General features: G+C 37.6%; 24 protein-coding genes and 2 tRNA genes. 14 read left to right on the forward strand and 12 right to left on the reverse strand.

Annotated features, from left to right (window positions below; translation table 11 throughout):
• Window positions 1-48 precede the first annotated feature (48 nt).
• Window positions 49-936 carry a metalloprotease gene (locus tag J2Y40_RS11650; RefSeq protein WP_153396549.1) on the reverse strand — a complete coding sequence of 296 codons (888 nt, stop codon included), beginning with the start codon at window positions 934-936 and terminating at the stop codon, window positions 49-51.
• A gap of 185 nt (window positions 937-1,121) precedes the next feature.
• Between J2Y40_RS11650 and rplU the strand changes: the two genes are divergently transcribed.
• The 3 genes from rplU to J2Y40_RS11665 all read left to right on the forward strand — a co-directional run bounded on the left by rplU (window position 1,122) and on the right by J2Y40_RS11665 (window position 2,332).
• Window positions 1,122-1,697: a 50S ribosomal protein L21 gene (rplU, locus tag J2Y40_RS11655; protein WP_076357125.1), complete on the forward strand. Its 576-nt coding sequence runs from the start codon at window positions 1,122-1,124 to the stop codon at window positions 1,695-1,697.
• A gap of 12 nt (window positions 1,698-1,709) precedes the next feature.
• Window positions 1,710-1,967 (forward strand): 50S ribosomal protein L27, encoded by a 258-nt coding sequence (gene rpmA, locus J2Y40_RS11660; protein WP_027372929.1) that lies wholly within the window; start codon window positions 1,710-1,712, stop codon window positions 1,965-1,967.
• 197 nt (window positions 1,968-2,164) lie between these two features.
• Window positions 2,165-2,332, forward strand: a complete 168-nt coding sequence (locus J2Y40_RS11665; protein WP_153396547.1) for a bacteriocin-like protein — start codon at window positions 2,165-2,167, stop codon at window positions 2,330-2,332.
• A 211-nt stretch (window positions 2,333-2,543) separates the two neighbouring features.
• Here J2Y40_RS11665 and J2Y40_RS11670 read toward each other — a convergent pair whose 3' ends face one another.
• On the reverse strand, window positions 2,544-5,072 hold the full coding sequence (locus tag J2Y40_RS11670) for a DUF5686 family protein (RefSeq protein WP_309999076.1): 2,529 nt from the start codon (window positions 5,070-5,072) through the stop codon (window positions 2,544-2,546).
• Between the two features lie 599 nt (window positions 5,073-5,671).
• On the opposite strand from J2Y40_RS11670, the gene J2Y40_RS11675 reads away from it, so the two are divergent.
• Both J2Y40_RS11675 and J2Y40_RS11680 read left to right on the forward strand, forming a co-directional pair.
• Window positions 5,672-6,061: a hypothetical protein gene (locus J2Y40_RS11675; protein ID WP_153396545.1), complete on the forward strand. Its 390-nt coding sequence runs from the start codon at window positions 5,672-5,674 to the stop codon at window positions 6,059-6,061.
• Window positions 6,062-6,071: 10 nt separating this feature from the next.
• Complete coding sequence (locus J2Y40_RS11680; protein ID WP_309999079.1) at window positions 6,072-8,642, forward strand: DUF4132 domain-containing protein; 2,571 nt, start codon at window positions 6,072-6,074, stop codon at window positions 8,640-8,642.
• Between the two features lie 92 nt (window positions 8,643-8,734).
• Here J2Y40_RS11680 and J2Y40_RS11685 read toward each other — a convergent pair whose 3' ends face one another.
• From J2Y40_RS11685 to J2Y40_RS11715, 7 genes are all read right to left on the reverse strand, one after another.
• Complete coding sequence (locus J2Y40_RS11685; protein ID WP_153396541.1) at window positions 8,735-10,174, reverse strand: serine hydrolase domain-containing protein; 1,440 nt, start codon at window positions 10,172-10,174, stop codon at window positions 8,735-8,737.
• A 98-nt stretch (window positions 10,175-10,272) separates the two neighbouring features.
• Window positions 10,273-11,034 (reverse strand): hypothetical protein, encoded by a 762-nt coding sequence (locus tag J2Y40_RS11690; protein ID WP_231128694.1) that lies wholly within the window; start codon window positions 11,032-11,034, stop codon window positions 10,273-10,275.
• Between the two features lie 59 nt (window positions 11,035-11,093).
• A complete protein-coding gene (locus J2Y40_RS11695) occupies window positions 11,094-11,285 on the reverse strand; it encodes a hypothetical protein (protein WP_153396539.1) in 192 nt (63 codons plus the stop codon).
• 63 nt (window positions 11,286-11,348) lie between these two features.
• A tRNA-Asn gene (locus J2Y40_RS11700) sits at window positions 11,349-11,422 on the reverse strand.
• A gap of 367 nt (window positions 11,423-11,789) precedes the next feature.
• Window positions 11,790-11,863 (reverse strand) — tRNA-Asn (locus J2Y40_RS11705).
• Window positions 11,864-11,943: 80 nt separating this feature from the next.
• The gene (gene rseP, locus J2Y40_RS11710) at window positions 11,944-13,425 is read right to left on the reverse strand and encodes an RIP metalloprotease RseP (RefSeq protein WP_153396537.1); all 1,482 of its coding nucleotides are present in this window, start codon (window positions 13,423-13,425) and stop codon (window positions 11,944-11,946) included.
• Between the two features lie 103 nt (window positions 13,426-13,528).
• On the reverse strand, window positions 13,529-13,969 hold the full coding sequence (locus J2Y40_RS11715; protein ID WP_309999083.1) for a DUF6646 family protein: 441 nt from the start codon (window positions 13,967-13,969) through the stop codon (window positions 13,529-13,531).
• Between the two features lie 108 nt (window positions 13,970-14,077).
• Between J2Y40_RS11715 and J2Y40_RS11720 the strand changes: the two genes are divergently transcribed.
• Complete coding sequence (locus tag J2Y40_RS11720) at window positions 14,078-14,830, forward strand: nitrilase family protein (protein WP_153396533.1); 753 nt, start codon at window positions 14,078-14,080, stop codon at window positions 14,828-14,830.
• Window positions 14,831-14,898: 68 nt separating this feature from the next.
• Here the strand turns inward: J2Y40_RS11720 and J2Y40_RS11725 are convergent, their stop codons facing one another.
• The 3 genes from J2Y40_RS11725 to J2Y40_RS11735 are packed head-to-tail and all read right to left on the reverse strand — an operon-like array spanning window position 14,899 to window position 17,007.
• The gene (locus J2Y40_RS11725; protein ID WP_153396531.1) at window positions 14,899-15,198 is read right to left on the reverse strand and encodes a co-chaperone YbbN; all 300 of its coding nucleotides are present in this window, start codon (window positions 15,196-15,198) and stop codon (window positions 14,899-14,901) included.
• A 17-nt stretch (window positions 15,199-15,215) separates the two neighbouring features.
• The gene (locus J2Y40_RS11730; RefSeq protein WP_185151981.1) at window positions 15,216-15,593 is read right to left on the reverse strand and encodes a rhodanese-like domain-containing protein; all 378 of its coding nucleotides are present in this window, start codon (window positions 15,591-15,593) and stop codon (window positions 15,216-15,218) included.
• A gap of 4 nt (window positions 15,594-15,597) precedes the next feature.
• Window positions 15,598-17,007, reverse strand: a complete 1,410-nt coding sequence (locus J2Y40_RS11735) for an MBL fold metallo-hydrolase (protein WP_309999089.1) — start codon at window positions 17,005-17,007, stop codon at window positions 15,598-15,600.
• Between the two features lie 380 nt (window positions 17,008-17,387).
• Here J2Y40_RS11735 and J2Y40_RS11740 point away from each other — a divergent pair, with 380 nt between their 5' ends.
• The 8 genes from J2Y40_RS11740 to J2Y40_RS11775 all read left to right on the forward strand — a co-directional run bounded on the left by J2Y40_RS11740 (window position 17,388) and on the right by J2Y40_RS11775 (window position 25,289).
• Window positions 17,388-18,914 (forward strand): helicase HerA-like domain-containing protein, encoded by a 1,527-nt coding sequence (locus tag J2Y40_RS11740; RefSeq protein ID WP_153396525.1) that lies wholly within the window; start codon window positions 17,388-17,390, stop codon window positions 18,912-18,914.
• A gap of 34 nt (window positions 18,915-18,948) precedes the next feature.
• Entirely contained in the window at window positions 18,949-19,272 is a 324-nt protein-coding gene (locus J2Y40_RS11745) for a hypothetical protein (RefSeq protein ID WP_309999092.1), read from the forward strand.
• Between the two features lie 39 nt (window positions 19,273-19,311).
• Window positions 19,312-20,535, forward strand: coding sequence for a PolC-type DNA polymerase III (locus tag J2Y40_RS11750; RefSeq protein ID WP_153396521.1), 1,224 nt, complete (start codon window positions 19,312-19,314; stop codon window positions 20,533-20,535).
• Window positions 20,536-20,797: 262 nt separating this feature from the next.
• Window positions 20,798-21,997 carry a diaminopimelate decarboxylase gene (gene lysA, locus J2Y40_RS11755; protein WP_185151980.1) on the forward strand — a complete coding sequence of 400 codons (1,200 nt, stop codon included), beginning with the start codon at window positions 20,798-20,800 and terminating at the stop codon, window positions 21,995-21,997.
• 170 nt (window positions 21,998-22,167) lie between these two features.
• Window positions 22,168-23,901: a thiamine pyrophosphate-dependent enzyme gene (locus J2Y40_RS11760; RefSeq protein WP_153396517.1), complete on the forward strand. Its 1,734-nt coding sequence runs from the start codon at window positions 22,168-22,170 to the stop codon at window positions 23,899-23,901.
• Window positions 23,902-24,012: 111 nt separating this feature from the next.
• Window positions 24,013-24,498 carry a hypothetical protein gene (locus tag J2Y40_RS11765; protein ID WP_153396515.1) on the forward strand — a complete coding sequence of 162 codons (486 nt, stop codon included), beginning with the start codon at window positions 24,013-24,015 and terminating at the stop codon, window positions 24,496-24,498.
• Between the two features lie 13 nt (window positions 24,499-24,511).
• On the forward strand, window positions 24,512-24,922 hold the full coding sequence (locus J2Y40_RS11770) for an energy transducer TonB (protein WP_153396513.1): 411 nt from the start codon (window positions 24,512-24,514) through the stop codon (window positions 24,920-24,922).
• A complete protein-coding gene (locus J2Y40_RS11775; protein ID WP_153396511.1) occupies window positions 24,909-25,289 on the forward strand; it encodes an energy transducer TonB in 381 nt (126 codons plus the stop codon). Before J2Y40_RS11770 ends, J2Y40_RS11775 begins: the two co-directional genes overlap by 14 nt.
• Window positions 25,290-25,306 lie beyond the last annotated feature (17 nt).

Here is a 25,306-nt window from a genome sequence, read left to right on the forward strand (position 1 = left end):
AGAACATGAATGCTCTGCCGCCTTATTAAATATGCTAAAAATGAATGTTTACTTAAGGTGCTTGAATTCTTCCGCAGAAATTTCTCCGGACTGGATTTTTCTCAATTCATCCATATACTGGCTCATATAAGCATCAATTTCCGGATTCTGTGAGTTTTTGCCCATTTTGTATGTTCCGTTCAATACCCCCTGATAATAATAGAAGAAATTATAATCAAAGTTGGATGCATTGAGGTCATACTGTCCCAAAAGGAATCCTAAACGTACTGCAGATCTTCTTTGCGCTGGAGTACCGTGGTGGCCCGGGCTGGAGGTCTGATAATCACCAATACTCTGTGCAAATTCGTATGCTGCAGCAATTTCAGAGAAGTTGGTTTTATTATAACCGTTTGGTCTTCTTAAATAATATCCGGCAAAACCATCCGCTTCCAGCTCGTTAGGTCTGGCTGTAGACTCGTTTACAGAAGGAAGCCCGAAGATATATTGCAGCTGATGGCCATACTCATGAGCAAGGATCATGGCATTAACGATATCACCGCCTTTGTTTTTTGCGTCATAATAGATGGCATAACCGTAATAAATTTTTCCGGTGGAATAAGAAATGGCGTTGTACGTAGAATTGAAATTGGAAGGGTCATCTACGAAACGCAGAGTTGGGTTGCTTCTTCCCCAAAGACCAGCAATTTTGGTCATTTGGGCATTCATGAAGTTAGTATCTGTAGAATTTTGAAGTGCTGTTTTCAGAATTGAAGAAGAAGACCAGTACTGATCTACATAATAACAGACTTTTTCAAGTTCTCCGGGCTGTTCGATTTTTGAACTTTCAGTCTGGGTTTCAGGAAGGACACTTTCTTCCATTTTGTCATCACGGCATCCTGTAAGCAAGAATGCAGCTAGAGCTCCTGCAAATAGGCAGGAATTAAAATTAAATTTCATATAAAATATTTTTTGGTGATAACGAAGGTATGAAATTATATGTTAACTATTAGCACTTTACTGTTAAAAATTATTCAAAGCATAGTGATATGATTTTGGAGTGAAAAAATAGATTGTTGATTGTAAGTTATTTAGAAATTTATTCTTATATTTGCACCTCGAAATAACTAAAAATTTTATAAACAATGTTTGCAATTGTAGAAATAGCAGGGCTTCAATACAAAGTTGAGCAAGACCAGAAGTTGTTTGTAAACCGTTTAAAAGGAGATAAAGGAGGAAAAGTTTCTTTTGATAAAGTACTTCTTACTGTAAACGGAGCAATCACTGTAGGCGCCCCAGCTGTAAGCGGAATCACTGTGGAAGCAGAGATCCTAGATCACGTTAAAGCTGATAAAGTAATCGTTTTCAAAAAGAAAAGAAGAAAAGGTTACAAAGTGAAAAACGGTCACAGACAATCTTTAACTCAAATCGTAATCACTGGTATTACAGGTTTTGAAGGTGGAGCAAAAAAAGCGGCTAAAAAAGAAACTGTGAAAGCAGAAGTTCTTTCTGACCATGCAACTGTTAACTTTGGTGAAGATCACGAGTTGAACTACCACTTAAAGAAAAACAACTTGTCTCAGTCTAAAGAGAACAGAGAAACTTTAATTACTTTAGGTAAAGCAGTTAAAGTGGAATTAGAAAAGAATATTCTTACTCATGAAGAAGTAGATGCTGCTATCATTAAGAATATCGATCAATTTAAAGCACTTAATAAATAATCCAGTAATAAAATGGCACACAAGAAAGGAGTCGGTAGTTCCAAGAACGGTAGAGAGTCTCACTCTAAAAGATTAGGTGTGAAGATTTTCGGAGGACAAGCAGCTATTGCCGGAAATATTATTGTTAGACAAAGAGGTACTCAGCACCACCCAGGTGATAACGTGGGAATCGGTAAAGATCACACTTTGTTCGCATTAGTAGACGGTAAAGTAGTTTTCAGAAAGAAAGCAAACAACAGATCTTTCGTATCTGTAGAACCGAACGCATAATTTAAGCGTTTTATAAAAATAAAAACCTCGGCATCTGCTGAGGTTTTTTTTTATGTTTTTTCGTTAAAAAAATAAAATTTTTCTTCATTTATTCTTTTGTTGGTGAAATATTTTTATATTTGTTAACAATCAAATAACAAATCAGTTGCGGGAGCCGAAAAGCATATAGAGTAGGCAAAAAACTAAAACAAAATACTATGAAAAATCTAAGAAAACTTTCAAAAAAACAACTGAGAACAATTGAGGGAGGAGCTATGATCTGTCCACCTCCGGCAACTACCTGTGCAGAATGGTGTTCATGGACGCCTCAACAGAGATTACGCTGCATTAATATGATTATTGATGCGGATCCTTGTCCATGTTAATATAAATAATAGTATTGAAAAATGAACCTCGACTCTGTCGGGGTTTTTTTATGCAGAAATTGTAAACTTTTATAGGATAAGCTTTATTGAGCAGGATTGTTGTTTTAACTTAAAATCCAATGGAATTGATGGTGGGGAAAATAAAAACCAAAGCAAAAAGTATTGCCTTGGTTTAAATTATTTTTTTTATTTAGTTTGTTAATTTATTCCTTTAGAATCCTACCTGGAATCCCGCTTTCACGCCAAATGTTGAAATATCAGGTCGGTCAAGATAATTTCCTCTCCAGTTGAAATCAACCCTGAAAATTCTCAGATTCCCAAATCCGATGTTTTCAATTCCGAATCCGTACTCAAAATAGATCTGTTCGCTGGGTGCAGAATATTTAAATCCATCTACATTGACTGCTTTGGAGGCATCGCTCAAAGTTCCATATGCACTTCTGATAAATGCAATTTCTCTAAGCTTCAGTTTTTTGATCAAAGGAATGAATGAAAGAATCTTTCCATTAAAATGATGCTCCAGGTGTAAAGTGGAATACGTATCTGCTACAAACTCATAATAATTAAGCTGGGCAAAAGTATTCGGTGCCAGACTGTAGGATTGGTTTCCAGGAATCACGTTCTGCAATGCCAGAGGAAGGGTGTTGAAGGTTTTTCCGGCTTCAAAACTTACCAGTGTTTTTCCCCAGCTTCCCATCAGTATAGGCTTGTAGAACATGAATTGAAGTTTGTTGTAATTATAATCTGCATTGAAAAGCCCTTCAATACCTCTGGTGTATCTTAATATAATGGTTGGCGCTAAAGTACCATGTTCATAACGGTCAACCCCGGTCTGTGAAAATTTGGCTCCCGGTCTTGCGATAAGGCTTAATGTAACGTGAGAGTCATTAACTGTTTTTCGCAGATCACCATTGCGGTAATACATCAGGCTGAATTTCTCAGGATTAGCAGATTTTATGCTCTGTAAAGTTCCGTCTACTCTTACCTGAAAGTTTTTCCATGGTTCAATAGAGGCGAAAATATTGGTTTTATTGATCGTGCTTAAAGAGGCGTTTTCTCCTCTTGCAAATAGGGTGGAAGAAGCGAAAGTTCGAGCCATGATTCCGTCATCTGTGGTAAGCTGCACCCCAAGCTGCTCAATATCTCTTTTGGTTCCTGCTCCAATCATGAATCTGTTGACCCGGTTGAACATATAACGGGCTTCAGCTCCGTATTTAACCTGCTGGTCTTTGAATCCGTAAGCTGTATAAAATTGAAGTCTCCATGGATCATTTTGGCCGAAATAGGTTCTCGCTCCAAGTCTTATCCTATCGCCTTCCACTTCATTTTTGCCGTAGATAGAGAAAATTGGGCCTATGTCAATACCTTTAAAGGCGTTATAATATCCAGATGCAAGGGTTTCGTAGATTTTAACAATACGATTGAATTTTGGGGTCTGTTGAAGCTTGTCAAGCATTTCATAAACTCCGCGTTCAGATTTCGATAAGGTGTCCGGCCTTGCTTTTACCCAATAAGCGTCATCTTTATCCACAAATTTATCATCATACTCTTCCTGTTTGCGGGTGAATACTTTGTCATCAAGAGGTTTGTTGAAATCATATTGGGAATAATCTACAGTCCTCTTGGCAATGATACTTTTTGAAGTCCTCTTTTTTGCGAAAGGAGTTAATTCTATTTCTGTGATGAATTTTTTAGGAAGGAATGTATTTTCGTCCGGATTGTCATATTCCAACTCGGTGGAAATACTATTAATAAAGTTAACATTGATCTTCTGCGTGGATTTTAAAGTAGCACCTAAAACGGCATAGCTATCCGTATCTATATAAAGATAACCCTGGAAGGCCAGAACGTCTTTCCTTTTAGGCTGATAGCGTATTTTATAAGCGTTTTCCCCGTGAATAGAAATGGTGTCTGTTAAATTATAATCATAAGTACTGAATCCATTGGTTCCGACAGGGCTTGGAAATCCGATGTCAAAATAATTCAGGGTATTATCGTAAATATTAATATCCCGATAGAGATTTTTAGCAGTAATGGTGATGACCTGATTGTCCTGAAATCCTGATGTTTTCTGAGCTACCAGTAGTCTTTTCGTCTTTTTCCCCGGTTTGTTTTCTCCGTAATTTTCATAAATAGACTCATTGAGGAAAATTGGAAGCCCGATTTTTCCGCTGGCTGTAGAATCTGCATAGTCGAAGATGAAATCCAACTTATTGAAGATTTTTTTACTCATAAATGCACTATCCAGATTATTCGCATCAAACTGAATTTTTTCGTATTCTTTATAAGTGTACGTATCGAATTTCTCTAACCCGTTGTTTCTTTTCCTTTTCCATACTTCCTGCATAATGGCGTATGCGGGATTCTCCTTCTTATTCTTGTATTTAGGTTTTTCGTTGTGGATAACAATCTCGGCGATGGTGTTTTCTTTTTCCTGTGAAAGTTTCACAAAGATATTTTCCGTACTTCCGGGAACGATGGTAACCGTTTCGGTAATATAATTCTTTTTCGAGAATTTCAGTTTGGATATAAGGCTGTCGGACTGCACGGTAAAACTTCCCAATGAAGTTTTTAAAGCGGGTTCCGTATTATCGTTGATAAAGATATCCACACCTGGAATTTCTTTATTGGTTTTTGCATCAACAATTCTCCCGGTCGCTATATTTTGGGCATACGTCAGGCTGGATATAAAGAGCAGAAAAAAGAGATTGTAATATTTAAAGTTGTTGTTTAACATCATTTGGTTCTTCAGGCAATTAGCATAAACAAAAAGCGTGCAGTTTCTTGTAAAAAGATCATAATTTTTAACGTTTTATGCGATTAATCACAAAACTACAAATGTAACGAAAATAACTGTATAAGATTGTGTGATATAAGAGGTTCTGCGGGAATGTTTATAACTATGATATCTGTTGTGGATACGGTGGATTTTTTAATCGTGATGTGGATAACTCTATAAAGCTCTGAAATTAAGAAATCTGTAAAAATAAAAAGAATGTTGATTACCTGAACGGGATACTGTTTTTGTAGATTGTTCTGCATTTGATTTTGTATCAATTCACATTTTATCCACGTGTTTTAAGACCTTTTTCACAGATGCCTCACTTTGAATCCACATCTTTTCCACGCTTTATCCATAGGTTTTCAGATGCTTTTAAACAGGTTATTAATCTGCTTTTAACAGCATACTAATACGTTTTCCACATGTTTTCCACAATTGGAGTTGGGAGTACACCTGAATGCGTGATATTCTGTCGGATAATGTTAAAAATTACAGGAAAAATGGTTACTTTAGTCGGTATAAAGCCATTGTAATTTAATCTAAACACATTATTAATCATGAATATCATTATTTCTGATGAGCTTCTGAACGGAACCGTCACCAATCAGGTCGAAATCCGGGTGGAAAATGAAATCATCTCTGTGGAAGAACTTATTTATAAAAGAGTTTCCATAGAAGTGGAAAACTATAACAGCCGTTTGCCTGAATATTTCAACGGACTTGTTGAACCTCTGGACGCAGAAAAAACGCTTAATGGCTATAAACTGAAAAAGAAACAGCTAATAGATGCTGAAAAACAGACTTATATCGCATTGGATGCCTTTCAGAAGAACGGTTTTTTTATTCTTGTGGATAATGAACAGGTAGATGATCTGAATCAGAAGATTGTTTTGAAAAGCAACTCAAAAATTTCCTTTATCAAACTTACTCCGCTTGTAGGGGGATAAACTTCAAAGTATGGGAATATTAGATCAGATAAAATCCGCTGTAGGATTAGAAAATAAAGAAAATAAAGAGTTCCGGGATACTTTAAAGCAGTCGGTAGGGCAGTATGAGAAGGTTTCCAATTATTTTTATACAATCACTTTTTCAGATGTACAGATTTACAATGAGGTGGTTAAAAAATGGGATGATAATAAGAAAGCAGATTTTATTATGTTTTTGACCACTGCTGCTGAAAAAAAGAAATCTTTCAGGAATACCTCCAGTGATCCGGTGTATAAAGAAACCCAGATGGCTTTTTCGTATATCCAGACCCTCTTTAAATCTAAGATAAAACTTGGGGAAGACAAGCTGCTGAATATATATCAGGCGTTCTGTAATCATACGGCTGAGTCAGATTATTATAACCACGGAGCTATTGCCTGGCCGCTTGCCGGATGGTTTAAACAGGTCGAGTCCAGCTTTCCTGATGAGACCCCTGAATCCATTAGAAAAGTTCTCAACGAAATTTTAAGTTTTGAGAAAAAACCAGAGGCTTATTACTACAAAGAACATATTAAACTGGAAGAAAAAATTAAATCTTACCTTCATAAAACAGGGGATGGAAGCAATGTTTTCAGGCCGGTTTATTTTTTAGGAGAAGATGCTTTCAGAGATTTTGCCAACGAATTAATAGATGCTCAGAAAGAAGAAGAAAAATCATGTTGGTTCGAACTTGTTGCTATAGCGCAAAAAGCTTCAGGAGGTAAGCCCTCTCAAAAATTTCTGAATGAAGCAAAAGGAGTTATTGACCGCCTGGGATCTGATAAATTTAAAAAAGTAACCCATGACTGGTTCGGGTTTATCATCAATCTTAAAGAATCGATAACACAGCATGAGCACCGGTATAATAATCAGGTGTATACTTATCAGTCCAGTGAATTTCTGAGCGCTCTGAATGCTGATGCAGTTAAAGGCTTTGTCTGGATGTCGTCATGGTTTCATGATAATGCCACCATACAGACAATCGGTAGATTGGCAGAGCGGTGCTTTAAAAAAATTCCTGAAAAAGGACCAGCTGCAGCGGGTATAGGAAATGCCTGTCTGTATACACTGTTTGCATCAAAAGGTCTGGATGGAATTGCGCAGCTTTCGAGATTAAAACTAAAAATTAAGCAGAACAATACGCTGAATCTTATTGAAAAATACATCAATGAAGCGGCAGAAAAATTAAAGATCTCTTCAACAGAAATTGAAGATCTAGCTGTTGATCATTTTAAACTGAAGGATCATCAGCTAACTTATGAAATTGAGGGCTATACCTGCATTCTTGAACTGACAGGAATCGGAAAATCTGTTTTAAAATGGTTGAAGCCGGACGGTTCAGAACAAAAATCTGTTCCACAAGCAGTAAAAGACAATGCGGCTGCAAAACTGAAGAAAATCAAAGATACCCAGAAACAGATTGACCAGACTACTTCGTCTCAAAAAGAAAGGTTCGACAGGATGATGAGAAGCAGCAGAGTTCTTAGTCTTGATTATTTTAAAGAAAAATATCTTAACCATGGGCTTCTTTCATTTGTGATCGGAAAAGTGATCTTTAAGTTTTCAAAAGAAAAAGAAGAGAGGCTGGCTGTTTATCTGAAAGGAGAGTGGATTGATATTGATTACAATAGTATTGATATTGAACAGTATGACACCGTTTCTTTATGGCATCCGGTAACGAGCGGTACTACTGAAGTCAGGGCATGGAGGCAGTTTTTAATGGAAGGTGAAATTCAGCAGCCGTTTAAGCAGGCCTACCGGGAAATTTACCTTCTTACGGAAGCAGAAATCAACACCAGAACATACAGTAACAGGATGGCTTCCCATATCCTTAAACAGCATCAGTATGTTACGCTGGCTAAAGGCAGAAACTGGAAAGCAAGACTTATTGGTGCGTGGGATGGCGGAGACAATGATACGGCTGAGCTGATGATGCCTGAATATCATATTTCCGTTGAATACTGGGTGAATGCCTTAAATGCCAATGATGAATTTAATGCAACAGGAATCTGGAATTATGTAACGACAGACCAGATCAGGTTCATTAATACGGAAACCAATGAGGTGATGAATCTTATAGATGTTCCTGCTGTTGCTTTTTCAGAGGCGATGAGAGATGTGGATCTTTTTGTAGGAGTCGCCAGTGTCGGGAATGATCCTGCCTGGAGTGATTCCGGAGGTCTGCCAGCGTACAGAGATTACTGGCAGTCTTATTCCTTTGGTAATTTATCTGAAATTGCCAAGAACAGGAAAGAAATACTCCAGAATCTTATCCCGCGCCTGAAAATAGCATCCGTTACTCATATTGAAGATAAGTTTGTAGTGGTGAAAGGGAAAATCAGAACTTATAAAATTCATATCGGAAGTACTAATATCCTGATGGAGCCCAATGACCAGTACTTATGTATTGTTCCGGATAGAAGTAAAAAAGATGCGGGTAATGCTCTGTTTTTACCTTTTGAAGGGGATAACGGCCTGTCTGTGATTATTTCAAAAGCACTCCTGCTGGCAAATGATGATAAGATAACCGACTCTACCATCACCTCGCAAATCAACAGGTGATCTATAATTTTTTGAATCAATTAAATAATTAAAAAAAAGACTTACACAGATGCGTAAGTCTTTTTTTTATGAAACGGTTTGCTCTATATCAATTATTTTTTATCAGCTGCTTCCATGGTCTGTCTGATCTCTTTGATCTTGTTCTCGGCATTATTGTTTTGAGGATCCAGCTCAAGAGATTTTGTATAGTTTGCTAAAGCAAGTTTGTAGTTTTTAACAGCAAGATAACCTTCACCTAAACTGTCAAAAGCCATTCCTGACTTTGGGTGTTCTTTGACATTCATTTCAAAAACTTTGACAGCTTCTTCGGCTCTTGAAAGCCCAAGCAGGACGTAGCCAATAGTATTTATGGTATTTTCAAAATCCCATGTCGGATTCTTTGTTTTAATGCTGTAATATTTTTTTTCTGCATCAGGATTTCCTTTTTTCATGAATTCGGAAATGATGGATTCTTCGGCTAACGAATAGGGATCTTTCAGACGGTTGTCTACGATCTGGGCAATATGGTTGACCATCTGATACTGAACCGGGAATCCTTTGTATCCGTTGTACATGATAATAATGGATAAATCACTGTCCGGACAAATTTTGTAAACGCTTACATTGCCTCCGGAAAACCCATAGGATGAAATCCCATTCATTTTGTTGATTTCCCAACCGTAGGCAAAAGGGTATGTACTATTTTCATAAACAAAAGGTTGCCACATCATTTCCTTGGTTTGTTCCTTCAGAAATTTGTTTTTATTGAACTGAATGCTCCACTTTAAAAAAGCAGGAAGGGTAATGGCAAGGCCGTTCCCGGAATGAGATCTCACACCGCTGACGTGTTTTGATTTCTCATATCGGTCTGTTTGTGCGTTGTAATCATATTTTACAATCCGGTTGGGGATGTTTTCCAGAGAATTGGACGAGAATACCACTTCCTTTCGGGAATCCGGAAACTGATTGTTGATAATAAAGTCTTCAAAATGCTGCCCTGTTACCTTTTCAATAATCATGGTAAGCAGAAGGTAATTGGTTTGATTGTATCTGTACTCATTACCTGTTTTAAAATCCATTCTTTCATTGAATAATCGTGCCAGTGATTCCATATTGGATGCATCAACGGAAATATCATTGAAGTAGATAATATCGGGAACCCCTGAAGAATGGGTCAGAAGATGTTTTATTTTTACTTCCTTCCATGCTTCCGGCAGATTGTCAAAATATTTTGAAATAGGGTCTTCCAAAGCGATCTTTCCCTGTTCAATAAGCTGAAAAACACCAACATTAGTCATGAGTTTCGTTGTGGAATAAACCCTGAACATGGAGCCGGGATTAACTTTTTTAGGGCTTTCAAGTGCTTCAGTACCGTAATATTTCTGATAAATAACCTGATTATTTTTGATAATCCCGACAGCCAGTCCGGGTATATCACTATTTTTCATCACCTCTTTTATGTAGTGGTCAATTGATTTTGAAGGATCTGTTTTTTGTGAATATCCCAGGAAGGGAAAAGATAAAAATAAGGTGAACAGAAAAGATAATTTCATTGATTGGGGATGGTTTTATTTTCTAATAGGACAATTGCGGCTTTTATTTCATTACATGGAATGGGTAAATCGTTTGAGAAAGAATATGTGTATTTTTTTTAGTCGGTTGTTAATGTACCGTTTTGGCTTAAAATATTCTGGCCGTCTTTTTCTACTTCAAGAGCAGCGTCTGCACCGTTTTCTTCAGAGATGATATTTCTGTAAACTTTATAAGTGTAATTTCCGCTGGTAAAGGTGATCACGTGATTTCCACCGCTTCCCAGAAAATCCAGTTCGCCGTTATTCAAAATAAGGTCCGGCCGGGTATTTTCTTTGCTGCCTAGTTTCCAGGAAGCGTATCTGTATTTACCGTCGGAAATTTCGTCAATCCTGATGAGGTATTGTTTCGTCTTTATTTTATATACCGGAACTTCGAATTTTTTCAAGGAAATGTGTACGCTTTCTTTTTCCTTTTGGATCAATTTTTTCCTTAAATTTTTTTCAAAAGGACTCTCGTAATTTACAGCCTTTATCTTTCCTTCATAGCTGTCTATCCATACCAGTCCGTTATCCAGCATGATTCCTCTCCAACCGACTTCCGACCATTGGCTGGTTTTTGAATGGGCAATCTGCCTGATAAGAACCTTATCAAAAATTTCACTGAACCTTTGCTTAAATTCCTTTTTGTTTTTAATATCAGGAATAGGATATTTCCTCTGTAAAGGATAATTGATCATATTTGAAATGTCATTTACATTGTTCCTTTTAAATAAAGAGATGATGTTGTTGACATTTGCTTTTTTAGAAGCATCAAGTTCTTCGTCCTGTGCGTGAATGAAACTATACATTAGCAGCACTAATACTAAAAATCTGAATTTCATCTGTTAATTTGGATAATGTTGACTGTGAAATTACTGAAAATAGATGATCATTGTGGAAGTTATTCTTTGGGCTTATTGATATAATCTTTTATCAGAATATAAACACAGAATATAAGAGTGACGAAATAGAGAATTGCGAGACCAGTGCTCTTAAATTTTAGATTTTCAATGTCGAATTGTTTGTACAATGCCGATCCTATAATGATCGCCAGAATGATGAAAATAATGGATGGACCTTTTTTACTTTTCATGATTTTAATAGTTAGTTTTTACACATAAACAAAAAAAGACCTACATTTCTGTAAGTCTTTTTGCTCCTCCTGCTGGGCTCGAACCAGCGACCCTCTGATTAACAGTCAGATGCTCTAACCAACTGAGCTAAGGAGGAATTTTCCTTTGTTTTAAGTGGTGCAAATATAATAGGAATATCAGTACCAAGCAAATTTTTATTTCCTAATATTAAACGAAATCAGCTATCCATTTATTTTTCAGGAAAATAAAATTGTGGAAACCTTAAATTTTTTTTGATGGTATTTAGGCTATGTGTACAAATTGAGAAGTCATCTTTGATGATGAAGCTGTTTTTACTTATTTAGATGAAATATTGTAAGCGCAAATTCTTTTGTGATAAAAAATAATTGCACATAAGATTATTTAACCATATGTTTTAGTCTAGTTCAACTTCTAGCCTGATCCGTTTAATTTATCAAAAGATTATAAACAAAAAAAGACCTACATTTCTGTAAGTCTTTTTGCTCCTCCTGCTGGGCTCGAACCAGCGACCCTCTGATTAACAGTCAGATGCTCTAACCAACTGAGCTAAGGAGGAATGTCCTTTGTTTTAAGTGGTGCAAATATAGGACGAATATTTATACCCTACAAATATTTTCTGAAAAAAATTCAAAAATCTTATAAACTTCCGGTAATGGCTTTGAAAATGTCGCTTCCGAAGATCAGTACCATCAATCCAAGCAGGAAGATAACTCCAACCATCTGGGCATTTTCCAGTATCTTTTGTGGAACCGGTTTTCCAGTAATCACTTCCCATAATGTAAACAGTACGTGCCCGCCATCAAGCCCCGGAATTGGGATTAGGTTAAGGAAAGCCAGCCATACAGAGAACATTGCAGTGAAGCCCCAGAACATAGTCCAGTTGATCGATACTTTGCCTTCTTTAGACTTTTCTACAGGCATATTCTTGATAATCGCAAGAGGTCCGCCTACTTTCTTATATCCCTGAACTTTCTTATTGAAAATTAGTTTAAACTGCTTAACCTGGTACGTTAAACTCTCGATACTTCTTGTATAGCCTCTTCCGATAGCCTGTGCAAAAGTGAAATGCTCAGTTTTTGCATATTTATCCATTTGTTTATAAGAAGAAATTCCTAAAGTTCCTTCTTTGGAAATCTCAAGGCTCAGAGGAACCTGTGTTCCGTTTCTCAATACCTCTACATTAATTGTTTTCCCCGGATTTTTACCGACAACAGTTCGGAATTCATCATAATAAGCGATTTTCTGTCCGTTCACTGAAGTTACCTGGTCACCAACTTTTAAACCAGCTGCTGCTGTTTTAGGATTGACAATGGTATCTATTACTGCTGCAAATCTAGGCGTAAGGAATGCTCTTGGATTTTCATCCTTGAATGCCATTGCTTTTCCGTCGTCATTCGTATTGAAAGTAAGTTCTTTTCCGTCTCTTAACACCGTGATCTGATCACTTAATAAAATATCAAGAGATAATTTGTCAAGGTTATTCTGAGTTTTTCCGTCTACTTTTAAAATTTTGTCTCCATCTTTAAAGCCCATTGCTTTGGCGATCTCCGTATAATGCATCGGAGCATCCACTTTAGACGTGTCAAAAGAAGTTTCTCCATTAAAATAGGAAAGACATCCGAAAATGATCCATGCCAGGAAAAAGTTTACTGTAACCCCTCCAAGCATAATGATCAGACGCTGCCAGGCCGGTTTAGATCTGAATTCCCATGGCTGTGCAGGCTTTTTCATCTGCTCTTTGTCCATGCTCTCATCAATCATTCCTGCGATCTTAACGTATCCTCCGAAAGGAAGCCACCCGATACCGTATTTGGTCTGTTCAGGATGCTTTCTCCAGTCGTTGTCCGGAAGCTTTGATATATCGATAGGAACCTCCTTTTTTTCTCCGTTTACTTCAATTATTTCTGTATCAGGAAGGTTTTTGGATATAAATTTATACTGCCATTTTCCGTTGATCTTCTTCATTGAGAAAATTGAAAACCAGGGATCGAAAAACAGGAAAAATTTCTCTGCTCTGGTTTTGAACCATTTCGCTGGTAAAAAATGTCCAAGCTCATGAAGAACTACTAAAATAGAAATACTTAGTATGAACTGGAAAATCTTGATTGCTAATTCCATTAATAAATTTTAGATTTTAATTTGCAAAGGTAACAATTATCAAAACTATGCCAAATAAAAAAGCTCCTCGAAATGAGAAGCTTTGTCATATATTGTAAGGATGTTACAGATTGAAAGAAACTCCCAGACTGCCATTGTTGCCCACTTCGGCAAAAACACCCACTTTTTCAGTGAAATAGTATCGGGCTCCGATATGCGCTCCGATCCCGAAATCCTTTCCTAAAACCCCAAGATCAACTCCCGGATAGATATCCCATTTGGAAGGTAGTCCAAGAGCCTCCTGAAGGTGAAAGTTCAGTCTTCCGAAAACAAAAACACGGTTATCCTTATCATTGTCTTTATAATCGCCGAAATATGCATTAAGCCCGGCTCCTATGGATATAAGTTTGTTTAGCCCGTAGTCATAAGTTCCTGTTACTCCTGTTCCGTATCCCCAGGCATTAAGTCCCAGCTGAATCTTCTGGTCACCTTTTCCCGTCCACGCCTGAGCATGGGCTGCTGTTCCGAAAAAAGAGATCATAAACACAAAAAGCAATTTCTTCATAAATTTTACATTTTTAATTGAATGTGATGAATAAAAAATATCCGCATCAAAAATAGAACCGAAATCAATGGAAAATCGTATTTTTAGTGAAGTTTTTTAACAAAGTTTATGAAAATTGCAGGACTTAATCTAGATATTGTCTGGAAAAATAAAGACAAAAACTTTCAGCTGATCGAAGGACAATTCAGAGATCACAACGCAGATCTGTTTTTATTGCCCGAAATGTTTTCTACAGGTTTTTGTATGGATGCCGCGGAAGTTTCAGATAAAAATGAAGAATCTCTGGAATTCCTGAAAAAGATTGCCCGTGAAAAAAATGCAGCATTTTGCGGAAGCGCTCCGGTGGAAGAAAATGGAAAGTTTTATAACCGAATGTATTTTGTACAGCCTGATGCTGAAACTGTTTTTTATGATAAGAGGCATCTGTTCTCTTTTTCAGGAGAAGATAAAGTATATACGCCCGGAAATAAAAGGGTAATTGTTAATTATAAAGGATTCAGAATATTGCTGCAGGTATGTTATGATCTGCGTTTTCCGGTCTTTGTAAGAAATAATGATGACTATGATGCCATTTTATATGTGGCGAACTGGCCTGAAAAAAGAGTGGGAGCCTGGGAACATCTGCTGAAAGCCCGAGCGATTGAGAACCTTGCTTTTGTTTTTGGGCTGAACAGAACAGGAACCGATGGGAACAACCTTTTCTATCAGGAAAGCTCACACTGCTTTTTTGCGGACGGAAAAGAAATTTCGGAAAAGAAAGGAAATATTGTTTCTGCCAACCTGGATATGGAAGAACTAAAAAGCTTCAGACAGCACTTCCAGTTTCTGAATGACAGAGATCAGTTTACCGTTGAATTATAAAGTAAAGCCGGGATTGAAATGCAGACAAAATATTCATTGTTTTAATCTCAATCCCGGCCTTAAAATTTTTAAGCATATTGTTTAAGCAGTTCCGTCAATGTATTAACATCGTGAACTCCGCTTTCTTTCCATAAAAGTTCACCGTTTTTGAAAACCGCGAGAGTAGGAACACCCCGTACCCCATATTGAGCCGCTATGGCTGGATACTGGTCTACATCTACTTTTATGATTCTGGCTCCTTCGCCTACGTTTTCCTTTACAGTATTCAAAACAGAAGACTGTACTTTGCACGGTTGGCACCATGTTGCGAAAAAGTCAATAAGTACCGGTCTCTCCGAGTTAATGATTTCCTGAAATTTTTGTGACATAATTCTGGTTTTAGATTTTATGGTTTTCCGGATTGTTTTTCATCCTGAATGGCTTTTACATTTTTCCAGCTGGTTCCATCGTAAGCCTCCATCCCGTTTTTCTTTAAAATTTCCATGGCCTGATCTGCCTGAATCCCTTTATTACAGAAAACAACAACTTTCTTTCCTTTAAGAGCATCAATATTATTTTGTATTTCTGCCAGAGGAATGTTGATAGCACCTTTTGCCGTTCCCGCACTATACTGTTCAGGAATTCTTACATCCACTAAGGTAACATCTGAACTGTTAACCACTTCACGGAGGTTTGTCCTTGGAGTGATTGTCTTACTGGTTGTATTGCAGGATGTTAACGCTAAAGATAATGTGAAAATGAATCCGAAAATTGTTCCTTTCATTAGTTTACAACGTTTTTGACTGGCATACAAAATCAGTTGTCGGAAGTTTTTCTGTTTTTTTGATTCCATTAAATCCACCTTCTATTTCAGTGAAATTTCTGATTCCGTGTGAGTTAAGGATGCTTGCTGCTATCATGCTTCGGTATCCTCCGGCACAATGAAGGAAGAAATGTTCAGAATCATCAATACTGTGTACCCAGTCACTGATGGTATCCAGAGGTTTGTTGTAAGCATTGTCTATATGTTCGGAAGTATATTCACCAAGCTTTCTTACATCAATAACAATTGAATTCTCATCAAACTGTTCCGCAAACTCTGTCGGAGAAATTCTTTTGATCTCATCCGTTTCATTGCCAGCATTTTTCCATGCGTTGAAACTTCCGTCCAGATATCCCAATACATTATCAAAACCAACTCTGCTCAATCTAGTGATTACCTCTTCTTCAGTTCCTTCATCAGTTACCAGCAGTAACGGGTGCTTTACATCTACGATAAGAGTTCCTACCCATGGTGCAAAATCTCCTTTTAAGCCAATATTCACAGAATTAGGGATGAATCCTTTGTGAAACTCTACAGGGCTTCTGGTATCCAGAATCAAAGCGCCTGTTTCTTCTGCCAATGCCTCAAAATCATTTGCAGGAACAGGAGTAAGCCCTTTGTTCATTACCACATCCAGGCTTTCATAACCGCCTTTGTTCATGGCAACGTTCATTCCGAAATATTTTGGCGGGGCTGTAAGTCCGTCAAGCACTTCCCTGATAAAAGATTCTTTATCCGGCTGATTTAAAGCGTAATTGGTTCTTTTCTGATTTCCTAAAATATCTACGGTTTCTTTCTGCATATTCTTTCCACAGGCCGAACCGGCACCGTGTGCAGGGTAAACCGTTATGCTGTCATCCAAAGGCATAATCTTATTCTGAAGACTGTCATATAGAATTCCGGCAAGATCTTCCTGGGTAAGGCTGGTGGCTTTTTGAGCAAGATCAGGTCTTCCTACATCACCAAGGAACAACGTGTCTCCAGTGAAAATAGCAGTTTCAGTTCCGTTTTCATCAATCAGAAGGAATGTAGAACTTTCCATGGTGTGACCCGGAGTATGAAGAACCTTTATTTTTATTTTTCCAATCTCGAAGATCTGGTTGTCTTCAGCAATGACAGCCTCAAATTCAGGCTGAGCAGTAGGTCCGTATACAATAGGGGCACCTGTTTTTTTGCTCAGATCCAGGTGTCCTGAGACAAAATCAGCGTGAAAATGAGTTTCAAAAATATATTTTAAAGTAACATTGTCTTTCTCCAGACGGTCAAGGTAAGGCTTTACCTCTCTGAGTGGATCTATAATAACAGCTTCGTTTTCTGATACAATATAATAAGCTCCCTGAGCCAGACAGCCCGTATATATTTGTTCAATTTTCATGAGGGTCTTTTTAAAATTTTAGATAAAGATACAAAGTATTAGATGAAATGTAAATGAAATGTTAAATCCGGACGATAGTTTCTGTCAATATGTGATGCTTTTCCAATGGTAAAGTCCTTTGTTTTCAGATAAAAAAGCATGTAAAAGAATACTGATTTTGTAGACTGTTTTTTATCATGTCTGCTAAATGAAAATATTTATGTATTGCCAGCTGATAAGGTAGTTTGTTCATGTTTTTTATTTCCATGGTTTAAAATTTGCAGGTGACACGGCTTGAAAATGCGTTTCCGGAGATATTACCTCCGATTTTTCCGGAATATTATTTTAATAACTGAATATTTTACAAAAACTTTTATATTTATATGTTAAAAAAAGAACAAATGGCAGATAAAGCACAATTTATTGAAGAACTGAATGCAAGATATACTCCGAAAGGAGAACACATTATATTAGGAAAAGGAATGCTGGGCGGGGAAGTGGTTCCCGAAGTGAATGTTACTATTCCCTTAAAAACGATTAACAGACATGGTCTTATCGCAGGAGCTACCGGTACGGGTAAAACCAAAACACTGCAGGTTTTTGCAGAACAGCTTTCTCATGCAGGGATTCCTTCTTTAGTTCTGGATATAAAAGGTGACTTTTCAGGGATTGCTGAAGCAGGGCAGATAAATCCTGTTATTGAAGAAAGGTATGCAAAGACACAGCTTCCTTACAATCCGCAGGCTTTTCCGGTGGAACTGATGAGTATTTCCGGAGGAAAAGGAGTGAAATTAAGAGCTACCGTAACTGAATTCGGTCCGGTTTTACTAAGCAAGATCCTTGAACTGAACGATACCCAGCAGAGTATTATGTCTATTGTATTTAAATACTGTGACGATAAAGGGCTTCCGCTGATTGATCTGAATGACCTGAAGAAAGTACTTCAGTATGTTACAGATAATGCACAGGGAAAAGCTGAACTTGCTGCTAACTATGGATCAATTGCTCCGGCTTCTTTAGGAGCTATTCTGAGATCAATCGTTGCGCTGGAGCAGCAGGGAGCAACCAGCTTTTTTGGTGAACTGAGCTTTGATGTACAGGACCTTCTTGAAACAAGAGACGGAAAAGGAGTGGTTAATATTTTAAGGGTATCTGATATTCAGAATAAGCCCCAGCTATTTTCTACTTTCATGCTTTCACTTTTTGCGGAGATTTATATGACTTTCCCGGAAGAAGGGGATAGCGGAAAACCAAAGCTTGTTTTATTCATTGATGAGGCACATCTTATCTTTGATGAGGCTTCAAAAGCGCTTTTGTCTCAGATTGAAACCATGGTAAAGCTTATTCGTTCCAAAGGTGTGGGAATTTACTTTATTACACAGATTCCTGGAGACGTTCCAGAAAATGTATTGTCACAGCTGGGACTTAAAATTCAGCATGCATTAAGAGGTTTTACAGCAAAAGATAAAAAAGAGATTTCAAAAGCCGTAGAAAATTATCCGACTACCGAATTCTACAATGCCTCCAATCTGATCCAGAATCTGGGAATTGGAGAAGCATTTATCACAGCTTTGGACGAAAAAGGAATTCCAACACCACTGGTGCACACTTATCTGATTTCGCCAGAATCCAGAATGGATGTCTTAAATGATGCCGAAATTTCGGAACTGACTTCAAGATCTGCCATGGTTGCTAAATATGAACAGGCTATAGACCGTGAATCAGCATATGAGATGTTAACAAACAGAATGGAGCAGGCCGTTCAGAATTCAGCTCCGACACAAAAAACAAAACCAGTGAAAGAAGAACCGGGAATGTTTGAACAGGTGCTTCAGAGCAAAGCAGGCAGAACCTTTACCTCTACACTGATGAGGGAAGGTGCAAAAGCTATTCTCGGAATGTTCGGGCTGGGTGGAAGAAGAAGATAAAAACTCAATTTATAATCCATAAAAAATAACTGTTATGAAAAGAATATCAGCTTTTTACTTTGTAGGCCTGGCCGTTTTGAAGCTGATTATGGACAGCATTAATGAACGTTTTACTGTTTTTGACATATTTTTTGTTATTTTAGCAGGGCTGCCATTGCTGGCAGATAAAAAGGCGGATGCACCAGTTATTTGGAGGAATTGTTTCATTCATATGCCTGTATGTGATTTTGGCTGTATTTGTTTCTCATGTGAAAGATGCTCAACAAGCTTTGCTTCAGCCATTGCAGACCTATGGCATGGGGTATGCATTAAGTCTTCTGACACGGTGTTTCGGACTACTTATGACAGGAATTATTAATTTGAACTTAAAAAAACAGCAGTATAGCAAGAAAATTCAATGTATTCAATTATAGATATAGAAAGTAATGGTGCAGGTTATAGAAATGAATGCATTATAGATATTGCCATCTACAAATATGATGGCCAGAAAATTACTGACCAGTTTATATCCCTTGTCAATCCGGAAAGTGACATCACTCCTTTCGTACAGAAACTGACGAGTATCACCCCGAAAATGGTGAAAACAGCTCCGAAATTCCATGAAATTGCCAAAAGAGTTATAGAGATTACCCAAAATACAACATTAGTAGGTCACAATATCGATTTTGATTATAGAATGCTGCGCCAGTCCTTTAAAAGGTTAGGCTATGATTATAAGATTAATACGCTGGATACCATTCCTTTGGCTAAAAAGCTAATTCCTGATGAGGTAAGCTACTCTTTGGGAAAGCTGGTTAAGTCATTAGGAATTCCTCTTACAAACCATCACAGGGCTGACGGAGACGCAAGGGCAACGCTGGAACTATTCAAGCTTTTGGCCTCAAAAGACACGGAAAATGAGATCATTCAGAAGCAGCATGAAGAGTCGAATGCCAAAAGCTATATCAACAAGATCAAAGAACTTACACAAGATTTGCCTAATGAAAAAGGGTTTGTGTATTTTCAGAATGAAGCCGGAAAGATTATTTTATCAGATTATGTTCAGGATATTAATAAATTCTCAAAAAAGGTCTTTAATTCCAAGTCTAAGAAATGGGAGCAGGTTCAGAAAGATGTGGAACAGATCAATTATGAGCTTACAGGCACAGATATTATTGCCAGGCTGATTCTTAACTCTAAAAATATCAAGAAAAGAGAAAGTCTGCCTTTCGGACTTTACTTCAGAAATAACAAATACATTGTTGAGAAGAATAAACTGAATAAAACAGAAAAGCCAATCGTGAAATTCAGGTCGTTCACCCAGGGCACAAAAGCAGTACAATTTATCAGCTCTCATGAGGAATTCAATGATATCAATGCTTTCAAAAAGAAAATAGATTTCAGAAAAAGAAACGAACTCTGGCTGGGTACCGGCCGAAAACTGGGCGAAAAATTATTTTTAATCATTGATAACGGAAAAGTTATATCTTATGGTTTTTATGAGCTGTTCACGCAGATACAAACCCTCAGCAAGCTTGCCAAACTGAAAATAGACCTTCCTCTTTCTTCAGCAGATTTAAATAATGAATTACAGCTGGCGCTCCTTCGCGGCGATTTTGAGACCTTACCTTTGCCGAAATAATAGAGAAATTTAAATAGAGGCAATTTTCATCGGAAGAAAAGGCTCTTCAAATCAATTTTCAAGAAATAAAAAAATAAATAGTATTTTTGCAAAAAATAAAAGGAAGCAATGCAAAATTTTAAACAAATAAAAACTGGAAAAAAGGGAGCTGTAAAGTTCTCTAAGGTTTGGAATATTTAAAAGGGTTGTCTTGCATAAAAAAATAATCAATGCGGCAGACTCTTTTCGAAGAATCTGCCTTTTTTTATGTTAAAATGAAATTATGAATTCAAAAGATTTGCTACAGATTGCCAGAGAACATGGCACACCGGTGTACGTTTACGATGCTGAATCTATTAAAACTCAATACGAAAAACTTACATCATCTTTTTTAAAACACACAAAGTTCTTTTATGCTGCTAAAGCGCTGACGAACATTAATATTCTGAAGTATGTCAAGAACCTTGGCGCCTCTTTAGATTGTGTATCAATAAATGAAGTAAAGCTTGGATTGAAGGCAGGATTTCCTAAAGAAAAAATACTTTTTACACCCAACTGTGTAGATCTTGCAGAAATTGAAGAAGCAATGCAGCATGGTGTACATATCAATATTGACAATATCTCTATTCTGGAGCAATTCGGAAATAAATACGGAAACACGTATCCGATTCTTGTAAGAATCAACCCACATATTTTTGCAGGCGGAAATTATAAAATTTCAACAGGGCATATCGACAGCAAATTCGGTATTTCTATTCATCAGGTCCGTCACATCGAAAGAGTGATGAAAAGTACCAATCTTAATGTGGAAGGGCTTCATATGCACACCGGAAGTGAAATTAAAGACCCTGATGTTTTCCTTCAGGCTCTGGATATCATGCTTGAGCTATCTGAACACTTCCCGAATCTTAAATACCTGGACATGGGAAGCGGATTTAAAATTCCTTATCAGGACAGTGAAGAGGAAACAGATGTAAAAACGCTGGGTAAAAAAGTGGAAAAAGTACTTTCAGAGTTCGCGAAATCAACAGGAAGAAAATTTGAATTATGGTTTGAACCAGGAAAATTCTTAGTTGGAAAAAGTGGCTATCTGCTGGTAAAAGCCAATGTGATTAAGCAAACCACGGCAACTGTGTTTGTAGGAGTGAATTCAGGATTTAACCATCTGATCCGTCCAATGTTCTATGATTCTTACCATATGATTGAAAACCTTTCCAACCCTAAAGGCGCCGAAAGAATCTATACAGTAGTAGGAAATATCTGTGAAACCGATACTTTCGCATGGGACAGAAAATTGAATGAAGTAAGAGAGGGAGATATCCTTGTCTTCCATAACGCCGGAGCGTATGGTTTTGAAATGAGTTCGAACTTTAACTCAAGATTAAAGCCTGCTGAGGTTCTGTTTTTAGATGGAAAAGCCCATCTGATTCGTAAAAGAGACGAATTTGAAGATCTGCTGAGAAACCAGATCGAAGTAATCTAAGATTGATAAAAGGTATATATCAGACTCCGCAGTAATTTGCGGAGTTTTTTTGTGAATAAACCTGATTTCTTTATCTGAATGTTAATATCAGATAGTGACCAGTTTAGAATTTATTATCTAAATTTGATAGAGATAGCAGAATAAAACAACCACCAAAAAAATATTGAATTATGGCTAAAAACGTAGCTGAGCAGATTGTAGAAATGCTCGAAAGTGCCAATGTGAAAAGAATTTACGCCGTTACAGGTGATAGTCTCAACCATCTTAATATAGCCGTCAAAAAAAGCAGTATACAATGGATTCACGTAAGACATGAAGAAGTAGGAGCTTATGCTGCTGCTGCGGAAGCCGAACTTGATGGTTTTGCAGTATGTGCGGGGAGCTGCGGACCGGGGCATGTTCACCTGATCAATGGAGCTTACGACGCACACCGTTCCCATGTTCCGATGCTGGTGATTGCATCCACAATCCCGAGTGATGAAATGGGAATGGACTATTTCCAGGAAACCAATACCATAAAGCTATTTGATGATTGCAGTCATTACAATCAAATGATTACCAGACCGGAACAGGTGCAGAGAATTATGCAGACCGCTATTCAGCACGCCATTTCAAAAAAAGGAGTAGCTGTAATCGGCCTTCCGGGAGATGTTTCTGAACTGGATGCAGAAGAGGGAACTACATCGACTCAGATATTCAGAACTCATCCTATCATTCGGCCTTCAAATGATGAGCTGAAACAGCTTGCAGATCTTATCAATCAAAGTAAAAAGGTAACACTGTATGGTGGGGTTGGAGCTGGAAAGGCGAATGCTGAAGTTATTGAACTCTCAAAACTATTGAAAGCACCTGTTGGATATTCTTTCCGCGGAAAAATGGAGATTCAGCCCAATAATCCCAATGAAGTAGGATTGACGGGGCTGCTGGGATTTCCTTCAGCCTATCATGCCATGCACGAAGCAGATCTGGTGATCCTTCTGGGAACAGACTTCCCTTATCAGAAATTCATGCCTGTTAAAAATAAGATTGTTCAGATTGATGAAAGTCCCGAAAGACTTGGCCGCAGGGCAAAGTTGGAATTGGGACTGGCCGGAGATGTAAAAGAAACTATTAAGGCCCTGCTGCCACTGCTTCAGGAAAAAACCAATGCGGATTTTCTTAATGAGCAGCTTGCATTCTATGAAAAAGTAAAAGAAAACCAGCTTTCTTATGTCAGGGATTTTGGTAAAGAAAACGCTATTCAGCCAGAATATGTAGCTCATACTTTAGACCGTTTAGCAGACAGAAATGCTATTTTTACAGTAGATACAGGAATGTGCTGTGTCTGGGGAGCAAGATTCATTACAGGAACCGGAGAACGGAAAATGCTGGGATCCTTCAATCACGGGTCAATGGCCAATGCAATGCCTATGGCTATAGGAGCGTCATTGGCCCATCCTGACCGGCAGGTTATTGCAATGTGCGGTGATGGAGGGTTGTCTATGCTTTTGGGAGACATGGCCACTATTTTTCAGTATAAACTTCCGGTAAAGCTCATTGTTTTCAATAACAGAGCCCTAGGAATGGTAAAGCTGGAAATGGAAGTAGGTGGAATGCCGGATAACGAAACAGATATGATTAATCCGGACTTCGCGATGGTCGCCCAGGCAATGGGATATCCGGGAAAGAATGTCCATAGACCTGAAGATGTAGAAGGAGCAATCCGGGGATGCTTGGATCATCAGGGACCTTATCTTCTCAATATATTCACCAATCCGAATGCCTTGGCACTTCCACCGAAAATTGAGCTGGATCAGGTGCTGGGAATGACAAAATCCATGGCGCAGCTCATGCTGGGCGGAAAAATGGAAGAAGTTCTGGATACCGTTAAATCTAATTATAAACATATTAAAGGACTACTATAGCACATTGAAACAATACAATAGAAAACTTCACGCATTTGTGTGAAGTTTTTCTTTTTTAAAAAGGCATTAAATATTTACCTTTGTTAAAGTAATTTTAATAATTTATCATATATGAAAGCTTTAATGTTATTTATAGCACTTCTTGCCTCCAATCTGACTTGGGCACAGCAGGATGTTGAAGAAAGGGACGATAATTTTATTACCGAGAATAATAAAAATCTGTTAAAAATAGACATCAAAGAACCGCTTTTACAGGTGGCTGTCAAAAACTGTAATGATTTCAAGCCTGCAGCATTTGAAGGAGGCGTAGTTGTTTACAAAGATACCCTGAGAAAATATATGTATGATTATCTTAATTCTGATTTCTACGTTCTGAACGGTGATTTTACTTTTACCATGACGGTAGACCAGACCGGAAAAGTAACCCAGATTGAAGGTTCACCCAAAGTAGCCAACAGTACCTACTTTTTTGATGATATGAAATATGTGGTAAGAAGAATCAAAAAGAATTGGGTACCTGCATCATGCAACGGACAGCCTGTGACTTCACAGATTAAGCTTAAAATGAGTTTCTCTTCCATAGGAACAGACTTGTAATAGCCATTTACAAATGAAAAAATACCTTTTATTATTACCCTTATTATTCATTGGAATTAAAGGATTCTCTCAAAACACAATGCAGTGCGAAATCCCGAGATACACACAAAGAGCCGAATTTCCAAGAGGCGATGAAGCCTTCAGAAAACAGTTTGTGAATATGCTTCACGCTTATGTGGATGCTGAAAGCTATGCCATCAACGGAACCGTAACTTTTGTGATTAATATTGATAAAACCGGTAAAATGGACCGCCTGGATGTTCTTCCCAAGATCAAAAACGGTGAAATGTTTATTGATGACGTGAAATACGCCTTAAAAAAAGTAAAAGGAAAATGGAAACCGGCGATGAAAGACGGAGTAGCTGTAGAATCAAAGTATATTTTTAAGGTTAATTTTACTACAGGAACTTATGAGATCGGTTAGAATATTAATCTTCTTCTTAACTGTTTTTTCTTTAAATATAAAAGCTCAGGAAAAAATATCAGATTCAATTAAAAAGCCTGGAGGACTTGGGGTTTTCAGGACTGAAGTCGCAAAACAGATTGACCTCAGTGATTTTGTCTGGAAAGAGCCATTTAAATTGGTAGTAACTTTTACCGTCAGCAAAGAAGGGAAAATGGAAAATGTAACACTGGAGGAATCTTCAGGAAATGCAGAGTTTGACCAAAGAATTCTTGACGGAATAAAAAGAATGAGAAAGAAAAAATGGACCCCGGCTAAGAAAGAGGGCGAGCTTATAGAGTCTTTTTTCAGATTACCGCTCACATTTCATCCTCCAAGAGAATTTTGAAAAATAAACAAAAACAC

Origin of the sequence: Chryseobacterium sp. 2987, assembly GCF_031456375.1 — a bacterium.
GTDB classification, from domain to species: Bacteria; Bacteroidota; Bacteroidia; order Flavobacteriales; family Weeksellaceae; genus Chryseobacterium; species Chryseobacterium vaccae.